Annotated in this window: 14 protein-coding genes; 4 read left to right on the top strand and 10 right to left on the bottom strand. The window is 71.3% G+C overall.

The genetic code is table 11. The annotated features are described in order from the left end of the window. Positions 1-420 precede the first annotated feature (420 nt). Complete coding sequence (locus ACZ7N4_RS33450; RefSeq protein WP_471366199.1) at positions 421-774, top strand: hypothetical protein; 354 nt, start codon at positions 421-423, stop codon at positions 772-774. A 414-nt stretch (positions 775-1,188) separates the two neighbouring features. After that, positions 1,189-2,121 carry an ADP-ribosylglycohydrolase family protein gene (locus ACZ7N4_RS33455; protein WP_471366200.1) on the top strand — a complete coding sequence of 311 codons (933 nt, stop codon included), beginning with the start codon at positions 1,189-1,191 and terminating at the stop codon, positions 2,119-2,121. A 140-nt stretch (positions 2,122-2,261) separates the two neighbouring features. Here the strand turns inward: ACZ7N4_RS33455 and ACZ7N4_RS33460 are convergent, their stop codons facing one another. From ACZ7N4_RS33460 to ACZ7N4_RS33495, 8 genes are all read right to left on the bottom strand, one after another. Beyond that, on the bottom strand, positions 2,262-2,897 hold the full coding sequence (locus ACZ7N4_RS33460) for an HNH endonuclease (protein WP_471366203.1): 636 nt from the start codon (positions 2,895-2,897) through the stop codon (positions 2,262-2,264). Continuing rightward, positions 2,894-4,294 (bottom strand): hypothetical protein, encoded by a 1,401-nt coding sequence (locus tag ACZ7N4_RS33465; RefSeq protein ID WP_471366206.1) that lies wholly within the window; start codon positions 4,292-4,294, stop codon positions 2,894-2,896. Before ACZ7N4_RS33465 ends, ACZ7N4_RS33460 begins: the two co-directional genes overlap by 4 nt. 156 nt (positions 4,295-4,450) lie before the next feature. Next, a complete protein-coding gene (locus tag ACZ7N4_RS33470) occupies positions 4,451-4,984 on the bottom strand; it encodes a P-loop NTPase family protein (RefSeq protein ID WP_471366209.1) in 534 nt (177 codons plus the stop codon). A 213-nt stretch (positions 4,985-5,197) separates the two neighbouring features. Then, a complete protein-coding gene (locus ACZ7N4_RS33475; protein WP_471366212.1) occupies positions 5,198-6,331 on the bottom strand; it encodes a hypothetical protein in 1,134 nt (377 codons plus the stop codon). 251 nt (positions 6,332-6,582) lie between these two features. Then, a complete protein-coding gene (locus tag ACZ7N4_RS33480; protein WP_471366214.1) occupies positions 6,583-6,906 on the bottom strand; it encodes a hypothetical protein in 324 nt (107 codons plus the stop codon). A 117-nt stretch (positions 6,907-7,023) separates the two neighbouring features. Then, the gene (locus tag ACZ7N4_RS33485; protein WP_471366218.1) at positions 7,024-7,224 is read right to left on the bottom strand and encodes an SCO3870 family protein; all 201 of its coding nucleotides are present in this window, start codon (positions 7,222-7,224) and stop codon (positions 7,024-7,026) included. Positions 7,225-7,516: 292 nt separating this feature from the next. After that, positions 7,517-8,047 carry a MarR family winged helix-turn-helix transcriptional regulator gene (locus ACZ7N4_RS33490; protein ID WP_471366222.1) on the bottom strand — a complete coding sequence of 177 codons (531 nt, stop codon included), beginning with the start codon at positions 8,045-8,047 and terminating at the stop codon, positions 7,517-7,519. Positions 8,048-8,210: 163 nt separating this feature from the next. Next, positions 8,211-9,296 carry an alkene reductase gene (locus tag ACZ7N4_RS33495; protein ID WP_471366227.1) on the bottom strand — a complete coding sequence of 362 codons (1,086 nt, stop codon included), beginning with the start codon at positions 9,294-9,296 and terminating at the stop codon, positions 8,211-8,213. A gap of 269 nt (positions 9,297-9,565) precedes the next feature. On the opposite strand from ACZ7N4_RS33495, the gene ACZ7N4_RS33500 reads away from it, so the two are divergent. Beyond that, positions 9,566-9,967 (top strand): hypothetical protein, encoded by a 402-nt coding sequence (locus ACZ7N4_RS33500; RefSeq protein ID WP_471366230.1) that lies wholly within the window; start codon positions 9,566-9,568, stop codon positions 9,965-9,967. 1,116 nt (positions 9,968-11,083) lie between these two features. Here ACZ7N4_RS33500 and ACZ7N4_RS33505 read toward each other — a convergent pair. Next, positions 11,084-12,808 carry an acyl-CoA dehydrogenase family protein gene (locus ACZ7N4_RS33505; RefSeq protein ID WP_471366233.1) on the bottom strand — a complete coding sequence of 575 codons (1,725 nt, stop codon included), beginning with the start codon at positions 12,806-12,808 and terminating at the stop codon, positions 11,084-11,086. Between the two features lie 199 nt (positions 12,809-13,007). After that, positions 13,008-13,586 carry a PadR family transcriptional regulator gene (locus ACZ7N4_RS33510; RefSeq protein ID WP_471366236.1) on the bottom strand — a complete coding sequence of 193 codons (579 nt, stop codon included), beginning with the start codon at positions 13,584-13,586 and terminating at the stop codon, positions 13,008-13,010. Between the two features lie 209 nt (positions 13,587-13,795). Here ACZ7N4_RS33510 and ACZ7N4_RS33515 point away from each other — a divergent pair, with 209 nt between their 5' ends. Further along, positions 13,796-16,213: a SpoIIE family protein phosphatase gene (locus ACZ7N4_RS33515; RefSeq protein WP_471366239.1), complete on the top strand. Its 2,418-nt coding sequence runs from the start codon at positions 13,796-13,798 to the stop codon at positions 16,211-16,213. Positions 16,214-16,327 lie beyond the last annotated feature (114 nt).

Raw genomic sequence — 16,327 nt, forward strand, 5'->3', positions numbered from 1 at the left:
GAGCGGCCCGGCAGCAGGCCGAAGATGTGCCGAACGTGCCCGGCAAGAATCGCCTCCTCGACGCATCCGGCAGCTCGCGCGGCCAGGGGTGGGCCTGCGACCACCCTCCGACTCGGCCCCTCGCCGGCCCGGGGTGACCACCGCTGTCCACCCGATCGTCCAGCAGACGCCACGGCGACGTCACCCACGGTCCGGACACCGTCACCGCCCACGGGCCCAGACACCATCACAGTCATCATCACCACCTCCACACCGGACGAGTACGTCCCCGGGCCGGTCGGCATACGCCGTGGCACCGCCCAGGGCCTCATCCTGACGAGGAGCCCTCCCCCCGGGCATGAGGCGCCGGCGCGAACCTCCTCCCCAGCTCCCCTTCGGGCTTCCTTCCCGAGGCCGACGGCATCACGGCAGCAACCCGGCATGCTCATGCTCACCCAGGAGGACACCTCCGCGCCCGCGCCCTGCTGGGCGGTCCGGGCCGCCCACCTGACCGCGATGGTCGCGGTGCGGACCGGCATCTGGCGCATCGTGCTCGCGACCGGCCACCCGGCCGGACGCACCGAAGCCGGTTACGCGGCCCTGGGCGTGACCGGGTGGGGCGTGGCGTACCTGATCGGCCTCGGTCCGGCCGGCGAGGCGCTCGCACTGCTGACGCTCGGTCTGGTCCGGCCCTGGGGCGAGGCGGTCCCCCGCCGGATCCCGCGGTTCGGTGGCCGCCCGGCCCACCCCCCGGCTGTCACGCGCCGGTCACCGGCCTCTACGCCGTCGCGTTGACCGCACTGTGGGCGCCGTTCGCCGTGTGGTGGGCCATCCCTCATCCCGATCCGACCGGTTGCGGCGCCACCGTCATCGGGGTCCTCTACCTGTAGCCGTCCTTGGTCCCCTGGGGGCCCTGCTCCGTGCCGTCACCGTCTCCTACCACCATCGCCATCGCACGGCACGGCGAGAAGTGGTGCCGGATGGTTTGGGCAACCGACCGTGACGTGTTGTCCACGTGTCCAACACCCGTTCGTGGTCCGTCCGCGATGGCCGGGAGGGAGGAACGAAACCGAGGCATGCTCGGTGGGGCACACGGTCGGCAGGTGTCGGGCGTGTGCCGTGATAGTGCCGGAAGTGTGGGCGAGTTGGGCGATGGGGAAGTCGAAGAGCGCCACGCGGCCGTCACCGCGGAGCAGGTAACCTGCGTGGATGGAGCGGAAGCAGCGGGCCGTCGGCGTCGTCGTCGGCTCAGCGGTGGGTGACGCCCTGGGCGGCCCCTTCGAGTTCGGTCCCCAGGGAGCGTTCTCCGCGCGGTTTCCGGTGCCTGGTGCCGGCGGCGAGATGGGCGGAGGCGGCGGCTGGGATCCCGGTGAGGCCACTGACGACACGCAGATGGCCGTTCTGGTCGCGGAGTCCCTGCTGGATCGGGGCGGACTGGACCTGCCGGACGTCTTCGCCAGGTTCCAGCGGTGGGCCGTATCGGAACCGAAGGACATCGGCCTGCAGACCGAAGACGTCCTGACCAACGGCATGCCCTGGGATCTCGCCGCCGTGATCCATTTCCAGGTCAACCAACGAGCAGCCGGTAACGGCTCCTTGATGCGGGCATCCACCTCCGCGGTCCACTTCGCGGCCGCCGGCCAAGAAGCCACCATGGACGCCGCGCGCCGCATCGCCGCTCTCACCCACGGTGACCGCGCGGCCTGGGAGGGAACCGCGATCTTCCACGAACTCATCCGCGTCACGTTCGAGGACACCGACCCTCTCACCGCGCTCCCGGACATCCTGGTTCGTGTCCACCCCGACCACCGCGACCGTTACGCCACCGTCCTCGCGCCCGACTGGCACCCCGATCAGGCAACCGAGTTCAACGGTGCCGTCTGGCCCTGCCTGGGCTCCGCCGTCTGGGCCCTGCGCACCACCACCAGCTTCGAGGACGCACTGCGCGCGGCGATCGACCTCGGCGGTGACACGGACACCGTCGCCGCGGTGACCGGAGGCCTCGCGGGGGCGTACTACGGGCCGGACGCGATCCCCGCCCGCTGGACCCAGCCCCTCCATGTCCCCCTCCCCGGGTTCGACGGACGAGTGCTGCGCCTGGCAGATCTGATCCGCCTCGCACACCGTCTCGCAGGGTGCTGAACCGGGACCTGCACACCCCGGTGACCCGCCCGTCGACCGCCGCCCGCTCCGGCTCGTCGGAGAGGTGGGAGGTGACCACCGCCCACTCCGCGCCGGCGTCTTCGTCATGCCGGCGAGGGCTACCACGGCCATCCTCCTGCTCACCGTTTCGGGCCAGCGGCCTCCATGGCCCCCTGCGATCCCCGCACTTGGCGTGAGCTCGCTCCGGTCTGCGGGACCACGGCCGGAGCCGGCCGCGTCCCCTCCTCCTCGACAGTCAACCGGCACCCGTCGGCCTCGACGGGAGACGACAGCGACTCGTCGCGGGTGAGATCGTCGGGATGTGTGGCGTTCTTGCTGATGTTGCAGCGTCGGTGAGCGGCGCGCATGTTGCCGCGTACGTGGTGACCGCCGAGGGCCAGCGGCAGGTGGTGGTCCACGCTCGCCGCCTGCGGGTGGTAGCGGTCGACATGCCTCGGTATCTCACCGCCGCACAGCTCGCAGCGCCAGCCGGCCGCTTCGATGACGGCGAGCGGGTCGACGTCCTCGAAATTCGTTCCTGGCAGGGCGCGAGCGGCCGACGTCAGTCGGAAGCTGTGGATCCGGGCGGCCGGTGTTCTGGTCACGTACGCGGGGACCACGGGCCTCTCGGCGGGGCGGCAGGACTCCCGGCAGTGGTCGTCGAGGACCGACGGATCGAGCGTGGAGCCGCAGCCCTCGCAACGGCGTTCACACCAGGCGATCTGCGCCGTGTCGGCCAGGTGTCTGTTCAGCCGCTGGAGGAAGGGAACGGTCATTCCTCTCCTCCGTTCTCCCGCATGCGCAGCGCCGCGTGCCGGCCGCAGTCGCAGGTGCGGGCCCGCCGCAAGCGGATCCCGAACCGGCTCGGACGGGGAATGCGGATGACGGCGCCGCCGGAGCTGAACTGCTGCAACACGCATGTCCCGCCGAACACTTCGTCGAGCCGCTGCAACGCCGTGTCAGCCGTGGCATCGGAGACGGGCGGGTCGAGAAGCACGTTGCGTTTGCTTCGGAGGCTGTGCGGAATGCCGTCCAGAGCCTGGCGGACCTGATCCTGTACGTGCTCCAGATAGTCGACCTCGCACATCATCTGGAGCTTGCGGCCGGGCAACGCCTCGCGGACTTCCTTCGCCGCCGCCTCGGAGGCCTCTCGCAGGTCGACCGCCTGCCGCGCCTTGTCGCACGCTGCGAGAATCTCCACCGCCACTTCGGTGGTCAAGCGGTCCGAGTTCTCGCGGGCGATCGACACGTGCACGTTGACGAGGTGGGCGGCACGGCTCTGCGGGGTCTCGCGCTCCGTGTCGGCGGCGTGCTGCTCCAGCCTGACGGCAGCGTGCGACAGGTTCCGGAGGTCCTCGGAGGTCAGCGAGGCGTCACCGGCCTCGAACCGCGAGCGGAGGAGGACCAAGCGCGTCACGTCCAGGCCGGCCGCCCGGGCGGCGTCGTTCTCCAGCTCGGCGACGAGGGCACGCTCGGCGGTCGCGGAAAGCACGTGCGGTCGTACGGACGCCTCCTGTTCCTGTGCCGTGTCGCCCCACAACGGGGCCGCCCACCGCTGTTTGGTCCGGGTCCGACGGATGAAGTACTCGATTGTTTCCCCGTCGTCGGCCGATCCGGCCAGGTCCTCCTCGGCGGCTGTCAGCAGCCCCGACTCCTCGGCCTTCCGCAGCACTTCCCGGCGGGCCTGCACGGGCGTCGCACGGGACATCGACAGCGCGACAGGCACGAGTCCGCGCAGCGACAGGCCCGGCAACTGGTCGAAGATCGTGGTTCTGGCGCCCTGATGGGGCTCGGGCGAGGCACGGCGGCTGATCCGAGAGAGCTCCGGTGCCGAGTGGCGCATGAACACCAGCGAGGTCCACGCGGCCTCTTCCCCGGCACCCCTGCCCTGGGCCTCGGACGTCACCCTGGCCAACTGGGCCAGTCGATCCGACTCGTGGAGCAGGTAGGCAAGCACTCCGGCAGGCCCCTGCCGTACGGGGGCGATGCGCGGCTTCAGGCGGAAGTCCGGGTCGATACGCCTGAGGGAGGCGGCCAGCGCCTCGCGGAGTTCCCGGTGCGCCGCTGGAGCATCGGCACGGGACACCTTCTGAACCTCGGACAACAGGCGTACGGCATCGGTGAGAGCAGCATAGAGAGGCGGCGCGCCTCCCATGAGGGGTACGTTCAGCATGGCGGAGAGATCATGACAGGTCCACGACGCCGGCTCCCAGCCGGTGGCTGCTCCAGTGGTATCCGCTGGGGACCAGGCCAGGTGCGGCAGGCACTGCGGTCGCCGGTCCGCTCGGCTCGGCGCCGTCACGGACACATCTGTCGCCAAGGTGCCTGATCAGCGGTCCAGTGCGGGCAGGTGGGCCAGGCCGGTGTCGAGCATGATGCGGTCGATCGTCTCGTGCAGGGCGCTGTCGGCACCGATGACGGTCTCGGTGCCGCCGGGCAGCAGGTCGAGCGGTCGGTACCAGTCGCGTAGTTGCGTCTCGTCGACCTCGTCCGCGATCGGCTTGGTGGCATGCCGGGCGAGGGTTTCACCGAACGGTACGTCCAGGTAGTAGCCGTGGGTCGGGCCCAGGTGGTCGGCGCGCAGCCGGGCGAGCATGTCGCCGTAGCGGTCGGCGTGGAGGATGCCCTCGACCACGACGTGATAGCCGGCGTCCAGGGCGTAGCGGGCCGTCAGGTCGATCAGGCCGATGTTCGCCGCTCCGGGCCGGTCGTGCTCACGCAGTACGACGCGGCGAAGGTTGTCCTGGCCGACCAGGGCCAGGCCGCGGCCGAACCTCTCGCGGAGTCCGGCCGCGACGGACGACTTCCCCGAGGCGCTGTTGCCACGCAGGATGACCAACCGGGTTGCTTCAGTGCCCACCATCACAACGGTCACGCTATCGACCGCCGACACCAGCGCCCGCGCACTTCCGGGACACCGGTGGCACCGACGTCCGGACGGGTGACTTTCCTCCTCCTGCGTGGGCGCAGCCCTGGCGGGAGCGTCCCGTCACGAGTGACCGACTCCGCCGCCGCGCATGCGGGTTGTGACTCCCCCGGGGCGCCCGACGGGGAACGCCGCCTGTACCGGGCCGCGTTACCGCAGCGCGGGGTGCAGTCTCTCGCGTACGCTCCACGGTTCCTGGTCGACGCCCACCCCGTCCAACGTCATCCCCGCGAAGAGCCCCAGCGCCCCGGAGAACACGCTCAGCAGCAGGCCGGCCCAGTACGGGACGACGTCCAGCAGGAACGGCAGGGCGAGGAGGGCACCGACCGCCGCGACACCCAGGTGCCAGCCGTGCACCTTCGGGAAGTACCGGGAGGGCCGGGGAAGCGGAGTGGCAGTCAGCGCGGGATCGGTCGCGCACACCGGGGCGGCACCCTGGCGCAGGTAGGGCGTGTAGTCCTCCTCGTGCGTCACGCCCCAGACCACATGGCCGGAGTCGGAGACGAACGCGGCGGCGACCTTGCGCTCCTTCTCCGTGCCCGCGATGTCGCGCCACCGGGTGGGCCAGCACAACCAGCCGCCGTGGCCCACGAGCCGGGCAGCGGCATGGGTGAGGTGCTTCTCGCTGACGATGACGCTGTGGCCGGCGTGCGTCGTACGGAGCCGGACGGTCCCAAGACCGTCGGACTCGCCCTCGGGGACCAGCTCGATGTAGTACGAAGACCTGACGCCGATCCGGCCGACGCCCTTCCCTGTCGGGTACCGGTACGTCTCCCGCACCGGGGTACCGAACCGGACCCGAACCGCGTGCACGCTGCCCGCGGCGGCGTCTTCCCTGAGCATGCGCTGCGCGGGATCGAGGTAGCTCTGGAACAGGGAGAGACTGCACAGGGACAGCGCGGCACCGAGGATGAACGTGAGCACGACGAGCAGGTCACCCAGCAGCGACTCGCGGCCCTCGTTGGCGGCGCAGGCGGCCACGTTGGGTGCCCACACGGTGAGGTAGGCCGCTGCGATGAGCCCCCAGTCCCGGCGCACCGCTCCCAGCTTGCCGGGTGCCGTCTTCCGGACAGGCGCGGTCGCCGGCAAGGGTTCCGCGAGCGGGGCCGACCGGGAGGCCAGCAACCAGCCCAGCGCGAACAGCGAGGCAAGGACCAGGGGCACGACTATGTCGAGGCGCGGGCCGGTGTCGCTCCGGATCGTCGCCGCGCCCCACGCGACGGCCGTCGACAGCAGGGCCGCCGCCCCCAGAGTCGTCGCGAGCGGTGTGGAACGGTGCTGCATGCGGTCTCCCCCTGACCCGGTGTGAAGATCTTGTGCGCGGCAAGGAGAGTACGCCCTCGTGATCAGCCTCCGGAAGGGCGTGGAAGCCTGCTGTCGCCCTCACCGCGGACGGTCTCCTCCATACCCTCGGAGCCGGGGAAGTCCGGCGCTGAGAGGAGGCGATCCGGGACGGAACACTGCGCACCGGTGGGCGTGCGCGGTCAGTCCCGGCCGTCAGCAGACCCTGGGCGGACGGGGACGGCCACTACCGCTCAGGCAAGCCCGGCGGCCGAACCCGCCGACGGAGGGGGCGTGTTGCGCAGCCACGGCGCGCCCGACCGTTCCGACGCGGCGGCCCGGAACTCCTCCATGAGCGCGGCCCCCGGGTACGTCCCGAACACCGGGTACTGCCCACGGTGGTAACGCGACCAGTAGCTCACCACTCGTCGCTCCGTACGCGCGAAGAAGAGCGGGTCGCGCGTGATGAACTCCCCGTAGAGCCTGCGCCGGGCCGAGCCTGGGACAGCGAGGTCGGCCAGCCCGTGCCTGATCAGGTCGAGGATCTCCACCCCGTACTCGCCGGCCGGCTGCACCACGAACGGGAACCACCCACGGCTCCCTCGCCCCCACGATCTGTTCGAGGTGGCGAGCCGGACGAGGGTGGCGGGCGCCGAGGCACCGGCTCCGCGCCCGCCACCCTTGTCGCCGAACACTCAGTTCGAGTACGGCCGACCGTCACGGATCCACGTCACCACGATCAGAGCCGCGGTCACGTACATCACGACGCTGAAGTTGGCCACTGATTCGACGTACTGCTGGTATCCGGTTGCGCGTAGTTGGAGCGCAAAGACACCGAGTACCGTCCCGAGCGCCGCGATCGCGGCGGCCAGGGAGCCGAACGGGACCTTGGACATGGATGTTTCCTCCGTCATGTGAGGCGACTGGTCGGTAGTCGACTTTACGTGTCCGGGGTCAACGTCCCTCCACCCGGCCCGAGTCGGTGCGGTCCCCAGCGTCAGCCGGCAGCCTGCGCGGCTCGCACGAGGCGCTTTCGGATCGCCCGGCCGTGAGCGGTGCCCACGTCGAACACGGTCACCGGCTCCGGCGGTCGCCCTCGCTTCGCGCGGTGCGCGGCGCTGGATGTGCCGCGTGACGCACCCGGCTCGTGCTGTACGCGGTGCGCCTGTTCGCCCACCGGTCGCACGGTCAGGCGTTGGGTGCGTCGGGTTCGCCGGGGCGTGCGGGCGGGTCGGCCTCCCTGGCGGAGGCAGCGAGGTTGGTTTCGAGGCGTTCGAGGACGGCGAGGCTCTCGCCGCGTTCGGCGTCGGTGAGGTCGCCGGCGGCATAGCCCTCAAGGCGGCCCCAGAGGTCTTCGACCTGTTGGCGCAGGGCCTGGCTGGCGGTCGTGGGTTCGACCAGGACGGAGCGTTTGTCGCTGGTGGAGCGCACGCGGCGCACGAAGCCCGCCTTCTCCAGGCGCTGGATGGTGCGGGTCATGGTGGCCGCGTCGGCGCCGACGTGCCGGGCGAGGTCGGTCTGTCGCATCCGGCCGCGGTCCCACAGTTGCATCATGACCAGCTCCTGGGCCGGGTGCAGTCCGACCTCGCGCAGCAGCTGGCCGGCAAGCATGCGGTGCAGTCGGGCCACCCGGAAGATCGCGTGGCTGATGGGCCCGCGGCGTGCGGCCTCGGGCAGTTCGCCGGTCTCGGGGACCTGGGGCGTTGCCTCGGTTTCCATGGGCGTCTTCCGCTCTCTCCCGCGTGGCCGTCCCTGCCCGGGCCGACCGCGGCAGCCGACGGGGGACCGACTGCCGCGTGCGCCCCTCGGCCGCATCCTGAGGGCAGGATATGCGCTGCTCAGGCGCGGCCTGCCCGGCGGGCTCGGGTCTGTCGCCGAACGGTCAGGCGTCAGCCTCCTCCAGCGTGGGGTAGTCGGTGTAGCCCTTCTCGTCGCCGCCGTAGAAGGTGGCGGGGTCGGGGGTGTTGAACGGGCCGCCCCGGGCGAGGCGGGCGGGCAGGTCGGGGTTGGCGAGGAAGAGGGCGCCGTACGCGAGCAGGTCGGCGGTGCCGTTCTCGAGGAGTTCCAGCTCGGCCGGTCCGGTGGGTTCCCGGCCGGTGAAGGGGTTGAGGATGAAGGTCGTCGGCCAGGCCTTGCGCAGCCGGAGCGTCAGGTCGCGTACGCCCGGGGCCTCCAGCTGGTGCAGGTAGGCGAGGTTCAGCGGGGCGAGGGCCTCGACCAGCGCGGTGTAGGTGGCCTCCAGGTCGGCGGTGTCGGACTCGTCGATGTCGTTGTAGGGATTGCCCGGGGAGAGGCGGAAGCCGACCTTGTCCGCGCCGATGGCTTCGGCGACGGCCTTGGTGGTCTCCACGGCGAAGCGGATGCGCTGGTCCGGGCTGCCACCCCATGCGTCGGTGCGCCGGTTGCTGTTCGGGGCGAGGAACTGGTGGATGAGGTACCCGTTGGCTCCGTGCAGCTCGACGCCGTCGAAGCCGGCCTGGACGGCGTTGCGGGCGGCGGTGACGTAGTCGGCGATGGTGGCGCGGATCTCGGCGTCGGTCGGTTCGTGCGGGGTGACGAAGTCCTGGGGGCCTTGGTGGGTGTACACCTGCCCGGCGGCCGCGACGGCGGAGGGGCCGACCGGCTGCAGGCCCGTCAGCGCGGGGTGGCCGACCCGTCCGGTGTGCATGATCTGCAGGTGGATCACGCCCCCCTGGGCATGCACCGCGTCGGTCACCTGCCGCCAGGCCGCGACCTGCCCGGCGGTGTGGATGCCGGGGGTGTCGGGATAGCCCTGACCGACCCTGGAGGGCTGGACGCCCTCGGTGACGATGAGCCCTGCGGAGGCCCGCTGCGCGTAGTAGTCCGCCATCAACGGCGTGGGGCTCTGGCCGGGGCCGTAGGCGCGACTACGGGTCATCGGCGCCATCACCAGTCGGTTGGCCAGGCGCTTCCCGCCCAGCTCGTACGGCTCGAATGCCTTCGACATCGTGATCTCTTTCGGTGGGAGGAAGTGGGTGCCAACGGACGCGCGGTAGCTGCAGCGTCGTTACTTGTCCGAACAGGAAACTAGCCGACGACCTTCCCGGAAGTCTGTGTGATCTACGCCACGAAGGAGGCGTCGACTCCGGCCGGGCTAGGAAATATGCCTCACGCTGAGACGTAATGATCACCGTTGAGCCCCCCATCCCCAGTACTTGATCGGACAAGATTTCCGGCACGCTGCTCTGTGCCTGGGCTGGGTGCGATCCTGCTTGCATGAACCATCTCGGCGACGCGCACCTGCGCACCTGGACGCTGCGCTTCACGGCCCTCCTCGCGGCCGACCTCCCGGATCAGCTCGCCTGGCTGACGGAGGGTGAGCTGGAGGCGGAGTCCGTCGTAGAAGAGGTGCAGTTGCTGTGCCGCGTCTCCGAAGGCCTCGCGGAACGCGGAGCCTTCGATCACGCGGGCCTTCGCGAGGTCCGGGCCATCAGCCGGCGCCTGGACGAGACCGACGCCGCTTGCCGTGTCGGCCTGTGGGCGGACGCCCTGGCCACAGATCCGGCGTGGGACGACATACGTCTTCTCGCCCGCCAGTTCCTCCGGACGACACTGGGCGACTGGCGTCAGCCCCTGCCACGCCCCGTGCGCCCGTCGCCCGGACACGGGCGGCCCTGAGCACGAGCAAGCGGGGTCAGTGGTCAGCGGACGGGTGAAGGCGACGAGCTCGGTGAACCGCTTCTGGTGGGAGAGGGGCTGACGCCGCCCGTAGGGCTGGCGGAGGGCCGCGGGGAGGGGGCTGCCGTTCGCGCGGGCGGGCTGGGACGGCGGCTGTTGGAGGGACGGGGAGTGGGCGCCTTCTTCGCTGGTGGCGGCGTAATGGTGGTGGTGGTGGCGGCGGACGGCGAGGGCACCGGTCGTTCGTCGCGAGGTGGGGTCGGTCCAGGGCGCCGGTTCCCGTCACCGTTCCGGTTTCGGACGCCGCTTCGCGCCGGATGGGTGGGCCGCTCCGGTGAAGCCGGGGAGTCCGTGACGGGAACCTCGGGCTCCGCGGAGAAGGACTCGGGAGGTGAGGCTGCTCGCGGGGCTGTCGACTGGAGCAGCACCGAGGCGGTGGTCACGCCACCGAGGATGGTGAAGGCGACCGCGACGACGGAGTGGACGGCGTATTTCCTCAGCCGGGACGGGCGGTCGTACCCGTCTGCCGGCAGATCCTGCGGCGGAGTCGGCGGGCCGGGAGGGGTGGCCTCGGAGAAGCCCGGTTCCCCGTCGAAGCGGACGTGCGGCACTGCCACGTCGACGACCGGAGCACCGTCTCCGCTCTCGCTCGGCTGTGCCATGCCGGAGTCGTACGCCCCGCACTCGGGGCAGGTGACGGCGCCGTTGAGCGTGCGGTCGCACGGAACGCAGTAGTCCATGAAGCGGCCGTTCTCCGTTGACGAGTTGACGGACGGCAAGGGGTGACCCGAGCCGGGCAGCGGTCAGCAGCTACCGGGGTCAACGGGACGGATCGAACGAGTGCTCAATCCTCGGCCGACATGTGGGGTAGGTAACGCTGCGGCAAAGTCGTCGAGGGCGGGCTTCGTGTCAGGCATGGGTCAGTACGCGATGGCGGGAGCCGTCGTGGCGTCCTTTCGCTGTGCCCTCATACTGCGGACGGGCCAGGTGACCAGCGGCAGAGACCTCGGCCCGCAAGGGGCGGACTTCCGCTGAGACGCAGGGCTCGGAACGGCCGGGGGCCGGGCCCGTGCGGCCCGGCCCCCGTGAGGTGCTCCTTGGATGGGTACGGCGTGTCTACGGCGCCATCTCGTACGCGCCGGACAGCGCCTCGACCAGCCGCCAGACCCGCTCGGTGCGTGCCTCGTCGACGACCGGCCGTCGGATCGAACCCAACGCCCATTCCTGCTGCTGTCCGGTCGCCGAGTCCTTGCCGTGCAGTTCGACGGCGTGCGTGGAGAAGTCCCGGACGAGGACGGCGAAGAGTTCGTCGAGCACGTCCTCGTCGAGTCCGGTCAGGGCGACCTGCTCCAGGATGAGCTGCCCGTGCACGACCAGGGCGAAGAGCCGGCCGACCGCGAGGACGAGGTCGAGGTCGCGGCTCTGCTCCGCATCGGGAGCGGCCGTGGCGACGAACGCGCAGAGGGCGTCGGCCTGTTCACGGAAGCGGCTCACGTTGGGCAGGTGCGCGTACGCGTCGAAGGCGGGCCGCCAGTCGTGGAAGCGCACCGCGCCGAGGCCGCGCGCCGGTCCCTGCCGGAACAGGAAGTCGTCGTCGGCCGCGTCGAGACGGGTGGGGACGCCGGGGTACTCGACCGGGTCGAGGAGGTGGCTGCGCATGAACTTCAGGATCAGCGCCAGGTTGACGTGGACCGTGCCCTCCAGCTTCGGCAGGCCGCGGATCTCCACGGCGGCCTGGCCGAAGTAGTTGTCCTTCTCGAAGCCCTTGGCCGCGATGACGTCCCACATCAGGTCGATGACCTTCTCGCCCTCCGTGGTCACCTTCATCTTCGTCATCGGGTTGAAGAGCAGGTAGCGGCGGTCGTCCGGGCCGGCGGACCGGAAGTAGTCCACAGCGCGGTCGCTGAAGAACTTCATGCCGACGAGCCTGACGTACGCGTCGGTCAGCTCGCGCCGCACGTGCGGGAAGCTCGTCACGGGGCGGCCGTAGAGGATGCGGTTGTGGGCGTGGGTGACGGCCTCGTACATCGCGTGCTCGCAGATGCCGATCGAGGCGGTGCACAGGTTGAACTTGCCCACGTTGACCGTGTTGAGAGCGGCGTCGAAGGCGGCACGGCCGGTGTGCAGGACGTCCTCGGCCGCTACGGGATAGTCCTCCAGGCGGAACTCGCTGACGAACTTCGAGGAGTCGACGACGTTCTTGACCAGGTGGTAGGCCGGGTGGCGGCTGTCGGCGGCGAAGAAGACGTAACCGTCGGGGCCCTCGACGTCGGTACGGCGGCCGAAGACGGAGACGAGTCCGGCGGCGTTGCCGTTGCCTATGTAGTACTTGGAGCCGGTGGCCCGGAAGCCGCCGTCGCCGTCGGGTTCGAGCAGCATGTCGGTGGAGTAGATGTCGGCGCCGTGCGCCTTCTCGGACAGGCCGAACGCGAACACCTCCCCCTGGTCGAGGAGTTCGGCGGCGCGGGCGCGGGCGGCGGCGTTGTCGCTCTGCCAGACCGGGCCGAGTCCGAGGATGGTGACCTGCCAGGCGTACCAGTAGTCGAGGCCGTAGAACCCCAGGATCTCGTTGAGCGCGGCGATGCGGGCGGTGTCCCACCGCTTGTCCGGTTCCCCCTCCCCCGCGGCGGACGACGGTGTCAGGAAGGTGGCGAACAGGTTCTCCTTCGCCGCGAAGGCGAGGAAGTCACCGAGCCACGCGCGGGTGCGGTAGTCCTCGATCAACCGCCGCTTCCCACGCTCCTCGAACCAGTCGACGGTGGCCCGCAGCAAGCGGCGCGTCTCGGGGTCGAAGTGCTCGGGGTCGTAGGTGCGCGGGTTGAACAGCAGCTGGTCGGCCATGGGGATGACGCCTTTCGGCTGGTGGACGGGGGTGGGATCGGATCGGGGTGGGACGGCTGGACCGGCCGAGGCGGGTCCGGGCGGGTCGAGGCCGGCACATCGGTGCCGGGTGGGGCATGGCCGGGCGGATCGGTGCCGGCGGCCGGGCGGGGCGGTGCCGGGGGCCGGGTCGGGAGTACGGCGGCAGGTGCGGCGGTGATCAGCGGGCCGGGCCGAACCGGGCCAGCGTGGCCAGCACGTCGTCCAGCCAGTCGATCATCATCCGCTCGTACGCGATACCGCCGCGCAGCACGACGTGCTGCAGCTCCCGCTCCGCGTCGGGCGGCGCCCCGGGGCCGGTCCCGCCGGCGGCCTCGGGCGCCGTGAAGTCCCGCTCCTGGCCCGCGAGGTAGTGCGCCAACCGGTTCCGGTGCGCCTGCCGGTGCCGTTCCACCTCGTGGATCAGGGCGGACGGGTCCTCGTCGAAGGCGGCGCCCCGGATCTTCACGGCCAGGTCGTGGCGGACGCTCTCCGGCTCGGTCGGATCGTGCAACCAGGACGTCAGCGCGGCTCGGCCGAGGTCGGCGACGGAGTACTCCCTCTTGTCCGGCCGGCCCTGCTGCGGGACGTCCCGGACGTCGACCCAGCCGTCGTTCTCCATGCGCTTGAGCACGCGGTAGATCTGCTGGTGGGTGGCGGTCCAGAAGTAGCCGATGGACCGCTCGAAGCGCCGGGCCAGCTCATAGCCGGAGCCTGGCTTCTCCAGAAGCGACACGAGGATCGCGTGTTCGAGCGCCATGACGACGATCATTCTATGCAACTCGTTGCATAGCAAGCCTCCCCGCTCCGATGCGACGCGGCTCACCCATCGGACGACTCCTCTGGGGGCTACCGGCCTGCGCCGGCCACCGGACCCGCGCCTACCACCTGGCCTGTCCTGATCACGGGTGCGGTTGTCGTCCGTCCTGCGGCACGGGATCCTGAGGGGGCACGAAGGGAAGCGGTGCCATGGATCGTTTTCCGAATGCCGCCAACGTCGACTTCCACAGCCCCCTGGACCTCTCCAAGGCCGCCACCGCGGTACTGGACGCCGAAGGCCGGGTGTGCGGTTGGGGATCCTCCGCACGGCGCCTCCTGGGGCATTCCCCCGAGGACGTGCTCGGGGAGTCGGCCGCCCGGCTGCTGGCGCCCACCCCCGAGCAACGCCTGTCCACCCTCTGCAAGCTGTGCAAGGCGCACCGGCCCCGCAGCACGGTCCTCGACCTCTGCTGCCGGGACGGCCGCACCCTGCGCGCGGCCGTGACGTTCAGCCCGCTCGCGCACCGGGGCGCCGCCGCGACCGTCGTGGTCGCGGCCGACCTGACGGCGCTGCGCGGCTGGGAGGCGCAGCTGGCGATGCTCCAGGGGCTGGCGACCGAGTCCGCCGTGGGCCTCACGATCTTCGACACCGACATGCGCGTCGTCTGGGGGAACGTCTCCACCGATCTGGAGCTGGCGGGGATCGCCCAGTACGTCGGCCGGCCGGCCGCGGACCTCTTCCCCGAGGGCGAGTTCATCTCCCGCCACCACCCTCCGGACGAGGACCAGATCATGGAGCACGTGCTGACGACGGGGGAACCGATCATGGGCATGCACTATCGCGGGCGTGCCCCCGCCGACCCGGGGCGCGAGCACGTCTGGTCCTGCTCGTACCACCGCCTGGTCGACGCCCGGGGGGAGCTGCTGGGGCTCTTCGAGGAGTCCCTCGACATCACCGAGCGCTACCGGGCCCAGGAGCGGCTGTCGCTGCTCGTACGGGCGGGGAAGCGCATCGGCGCCTCGCTGGACGTGCGGCGCACAGCCGCGGAGCTCGCGGACGTGGCGGTACCGCAGCTGGCCGACGAGGTGCTGGTGGACCTGGCGCCGGCGGTCATCGAGGGGCGGCAGCCGCCCACGGGCTCCGCGCCGGGGCACAGTCTGCTGCGGATGCACGGCCGGACACCGGAGGAGTTCCGGACCAGTCCCGTCTCCTACCCGCCCTCGTCACCACAGGCGCAGAGTCTGGCCTCCAACCGCCCCGTCGTCGACGCCTCCCCGCCCGGGACGCCGGCCGGAGCGGACCCGACCGCCGCGCAGTCCCTGCACGCCCCTGGGTCCTCGCAGTCCTCGCACTCCTCCCTCTTCGTCCCGCTGCTCACCCGCAACGCGGTCCTGGGCCTCGCCACCTTCCGGCGCAGCAGCAACCCCGACCGCTTCGGGCCCGAGGAGCAGACACTCGCCGTGGAACTGGCCGAGCGAGCCGCCGTCGGCATCGACAACGCCCGCCGGTACACCAGCCAGCACGCGGCGGCCCTGGTGCTGCAGCGAAGCCTGCTGCCGCAGCACCTGCCCGAGCAGAGCGCCGTCGACGTGGCGTACCGCTACCTGCCCGCCGACAGCCGTGTGGGGGTGGGCGGTGACTGGTTCGACCTGATCCCGCTGTCCGGCGCCCGAGTGGGCCTGACCGTCGGCGACGTGGTGGGCCACGGGGTGCACGCGGCCGCGACCATGGGCCGGCTGCGCGCCACCGTACGGACGCTGGCCCTGCTGGACCTGGACCCGGCCGAGCTGCTCACCCGGCTGGACGGCCTGGTCGCGCAGGACTCGGAGCCCGATGCCGACGACGGGCTCGGTGACGAGACGCTCGGGGTGACGTGTCTGTACGCGATCTACGACCCGGTCGGCGGGCGGTGCGTCTGGGCGAGCGCGGGCCATCCCCCGCCGATCGTGGCCGACGCGAGCGGCTCGGTGGCCCTGTCCGCGCTGGCGCCGGGGCCGCCCCTGGGGCTGGGCGGCCTGCCCTACGAGAACGTCGAGCTGAGTCTGCCCGGTGGCAGCGTCGTGGCGTTCTTCACCGACGGGGTCGTGGAGGACCGGCACACCGACATCGACAGCGGCATCGACCGTCTGGCCCACGTACTCACCTGGCAGCGATGCCCGCTGGAGGAACTGTGCGACCGCGCCCTGTCGGCCCGGCCGCCCGGCCCACAGCCCGACGATGCCACGCTGCTGCTCGTCCGCACCCGGCGGCTCGGCGCCGACCATGTGGCGGACCTGGAGCTGCCGCCCGACCCGGCCATGGTGGCGCGGGCCCGCACGGACACCGAACGCCAACTGGCGGACTGGGGCCTGGCGGAACTGTCGTTCAGCGCGGCCCTCGTGGTGAGCGAGCTGGTCACCAACAGCATCCGGTACGCCTCCGGGCCCGTCATGCTGCGGCTGATCAGGGACCGCTGCCTGCTGTGCGAGGTCTCCGACAACGCGCACACCGCACCCCATCTGCGGCGAGCGCGCCGGGACGACGAGGGAGGCCGCGGTCTCTTCCTCGTCGCCCAGATGTCCCAGCGGTGGGGCACGCGCTACACGGCGTCGGGGAAGACCATCTGGGCCGAGCTGGCCATCTCCTAGCGGCGCGGCGGGCGGACGAACCCGGAGGGCGGCAGGTCACGCGTCGTTGACACGGGCGAACACCGGGCGTCACGAAGCACGCGAACACCGGACATCAGGGACAGGGAGCCGGAC

Source organism: Streptomyces sp. NPDC107654 (assembly GCF_055639035.1).

What these genes read in the sequence shown, in the direction of transcription:
- ACZ7N4_RS33460 (WP_471366203.1), bottom strand. Translation starts at nt 2,897, where the DNA reads ATGACCGTTCCCTTCCTCCAGCGGCTGAACAGACACCTGGCCGACACG.
- ACZ7N4_RS33510 (WP_471366236.1), bottom strand. Translation starts at nt 13,586, where the DNA reads ATGGCGCTCGAACACGCGATCCTCGTGTCGCTTCTGGAGAAGCCAGGC.
- ACZ7N4_RS33485 (WP_471366218.1), bottom strand. Translation starts at nt 7,224, where the DNA reads ATGTCCAAGGTCCCGTTCGGCTCCCTGGCCGCCGCGATCGCGGCGCTC.
- ACZ7N4_RS33465 (WP_471366206.1), bottom strand. Translation starts at nt 4,294, where the DNA reads ATGCTGAACGTACCCCTCATGGGAGGCGCGCCGCCTCTCTATGCTGCT.
- ACZ7N4_RS33505 (WP_471366233.1), bottom strand. Translation starts at nt 12,808, where the DNA reads ATGGCCGACCAGCTGCTGTTCAACCCGCGCACCTACGACCCCGAGCAC.
- ACZ7N4_RS33475 (WP_471366212.1), bottom strand. Translation starts at nt 6,331, where the DNA reads ATGCAGCACCGTTCCACACCGCTCGCGACGACTCTGGGGGCGGCGGCC.
- ACZ7N4_RS33500 (WP_471366230.1), top strand. Translation starts at nt 9,566, where the DNA reads ATGAACCATCTCGGCGACGCGCACCTGCGCACCTGGACGCTGCGCTTC.
- ACZ7N4_RS33515 (WP_471366239.1), top strand. Translation starts at nt 13,796, where the DNA reads ATGGATCGTTTTCCGAATGCCGCCAACGTCGACTTCCACAGCCCCCTG.
- ACZ7N4_RS33490 (WP_471366222.1), bottom strand. Translation starts at nt 8,047, where the DNA reads ATGGAAACCGAGGCAACGCCCCAGGTCCCCGAGACCGGCGAACTGCCC.
- ACZ7N4_RS33455 (WP_471366200.1), top strand. Translation starts at nt 1,189, where the DNA reads ATGGAGCGGAAGCAGCGGGCCGTCGGCGTCGTCGTCGGCTCAGCGGTG.
- ACZ7N4_RS33495 (WP_471366227.1), bottom strand. Translation starts at nt 9,296, where the DNA reads ATGTCGAAGGCATTCGAGCCGTACGAGCTGGGCGGGAAGCGCCTGGCC.
- ACZ7N4_RS33470 (WP_471366209.1), bottom strand. Translation starts at nt 4,984, where the DNA reads ATGGTGGGCACTGAAGCAACCCGGTTGGTCATCCTGCGTGGCAACAGC.
- ACZ7N4_RS33450 (WP_471366199.1), top strand. Translation starts at nt 421, where the DNA reads ATGCTCATGCTCACCCAGGAGGACACCTCCGCGCCCGCGCCCTGCTGG.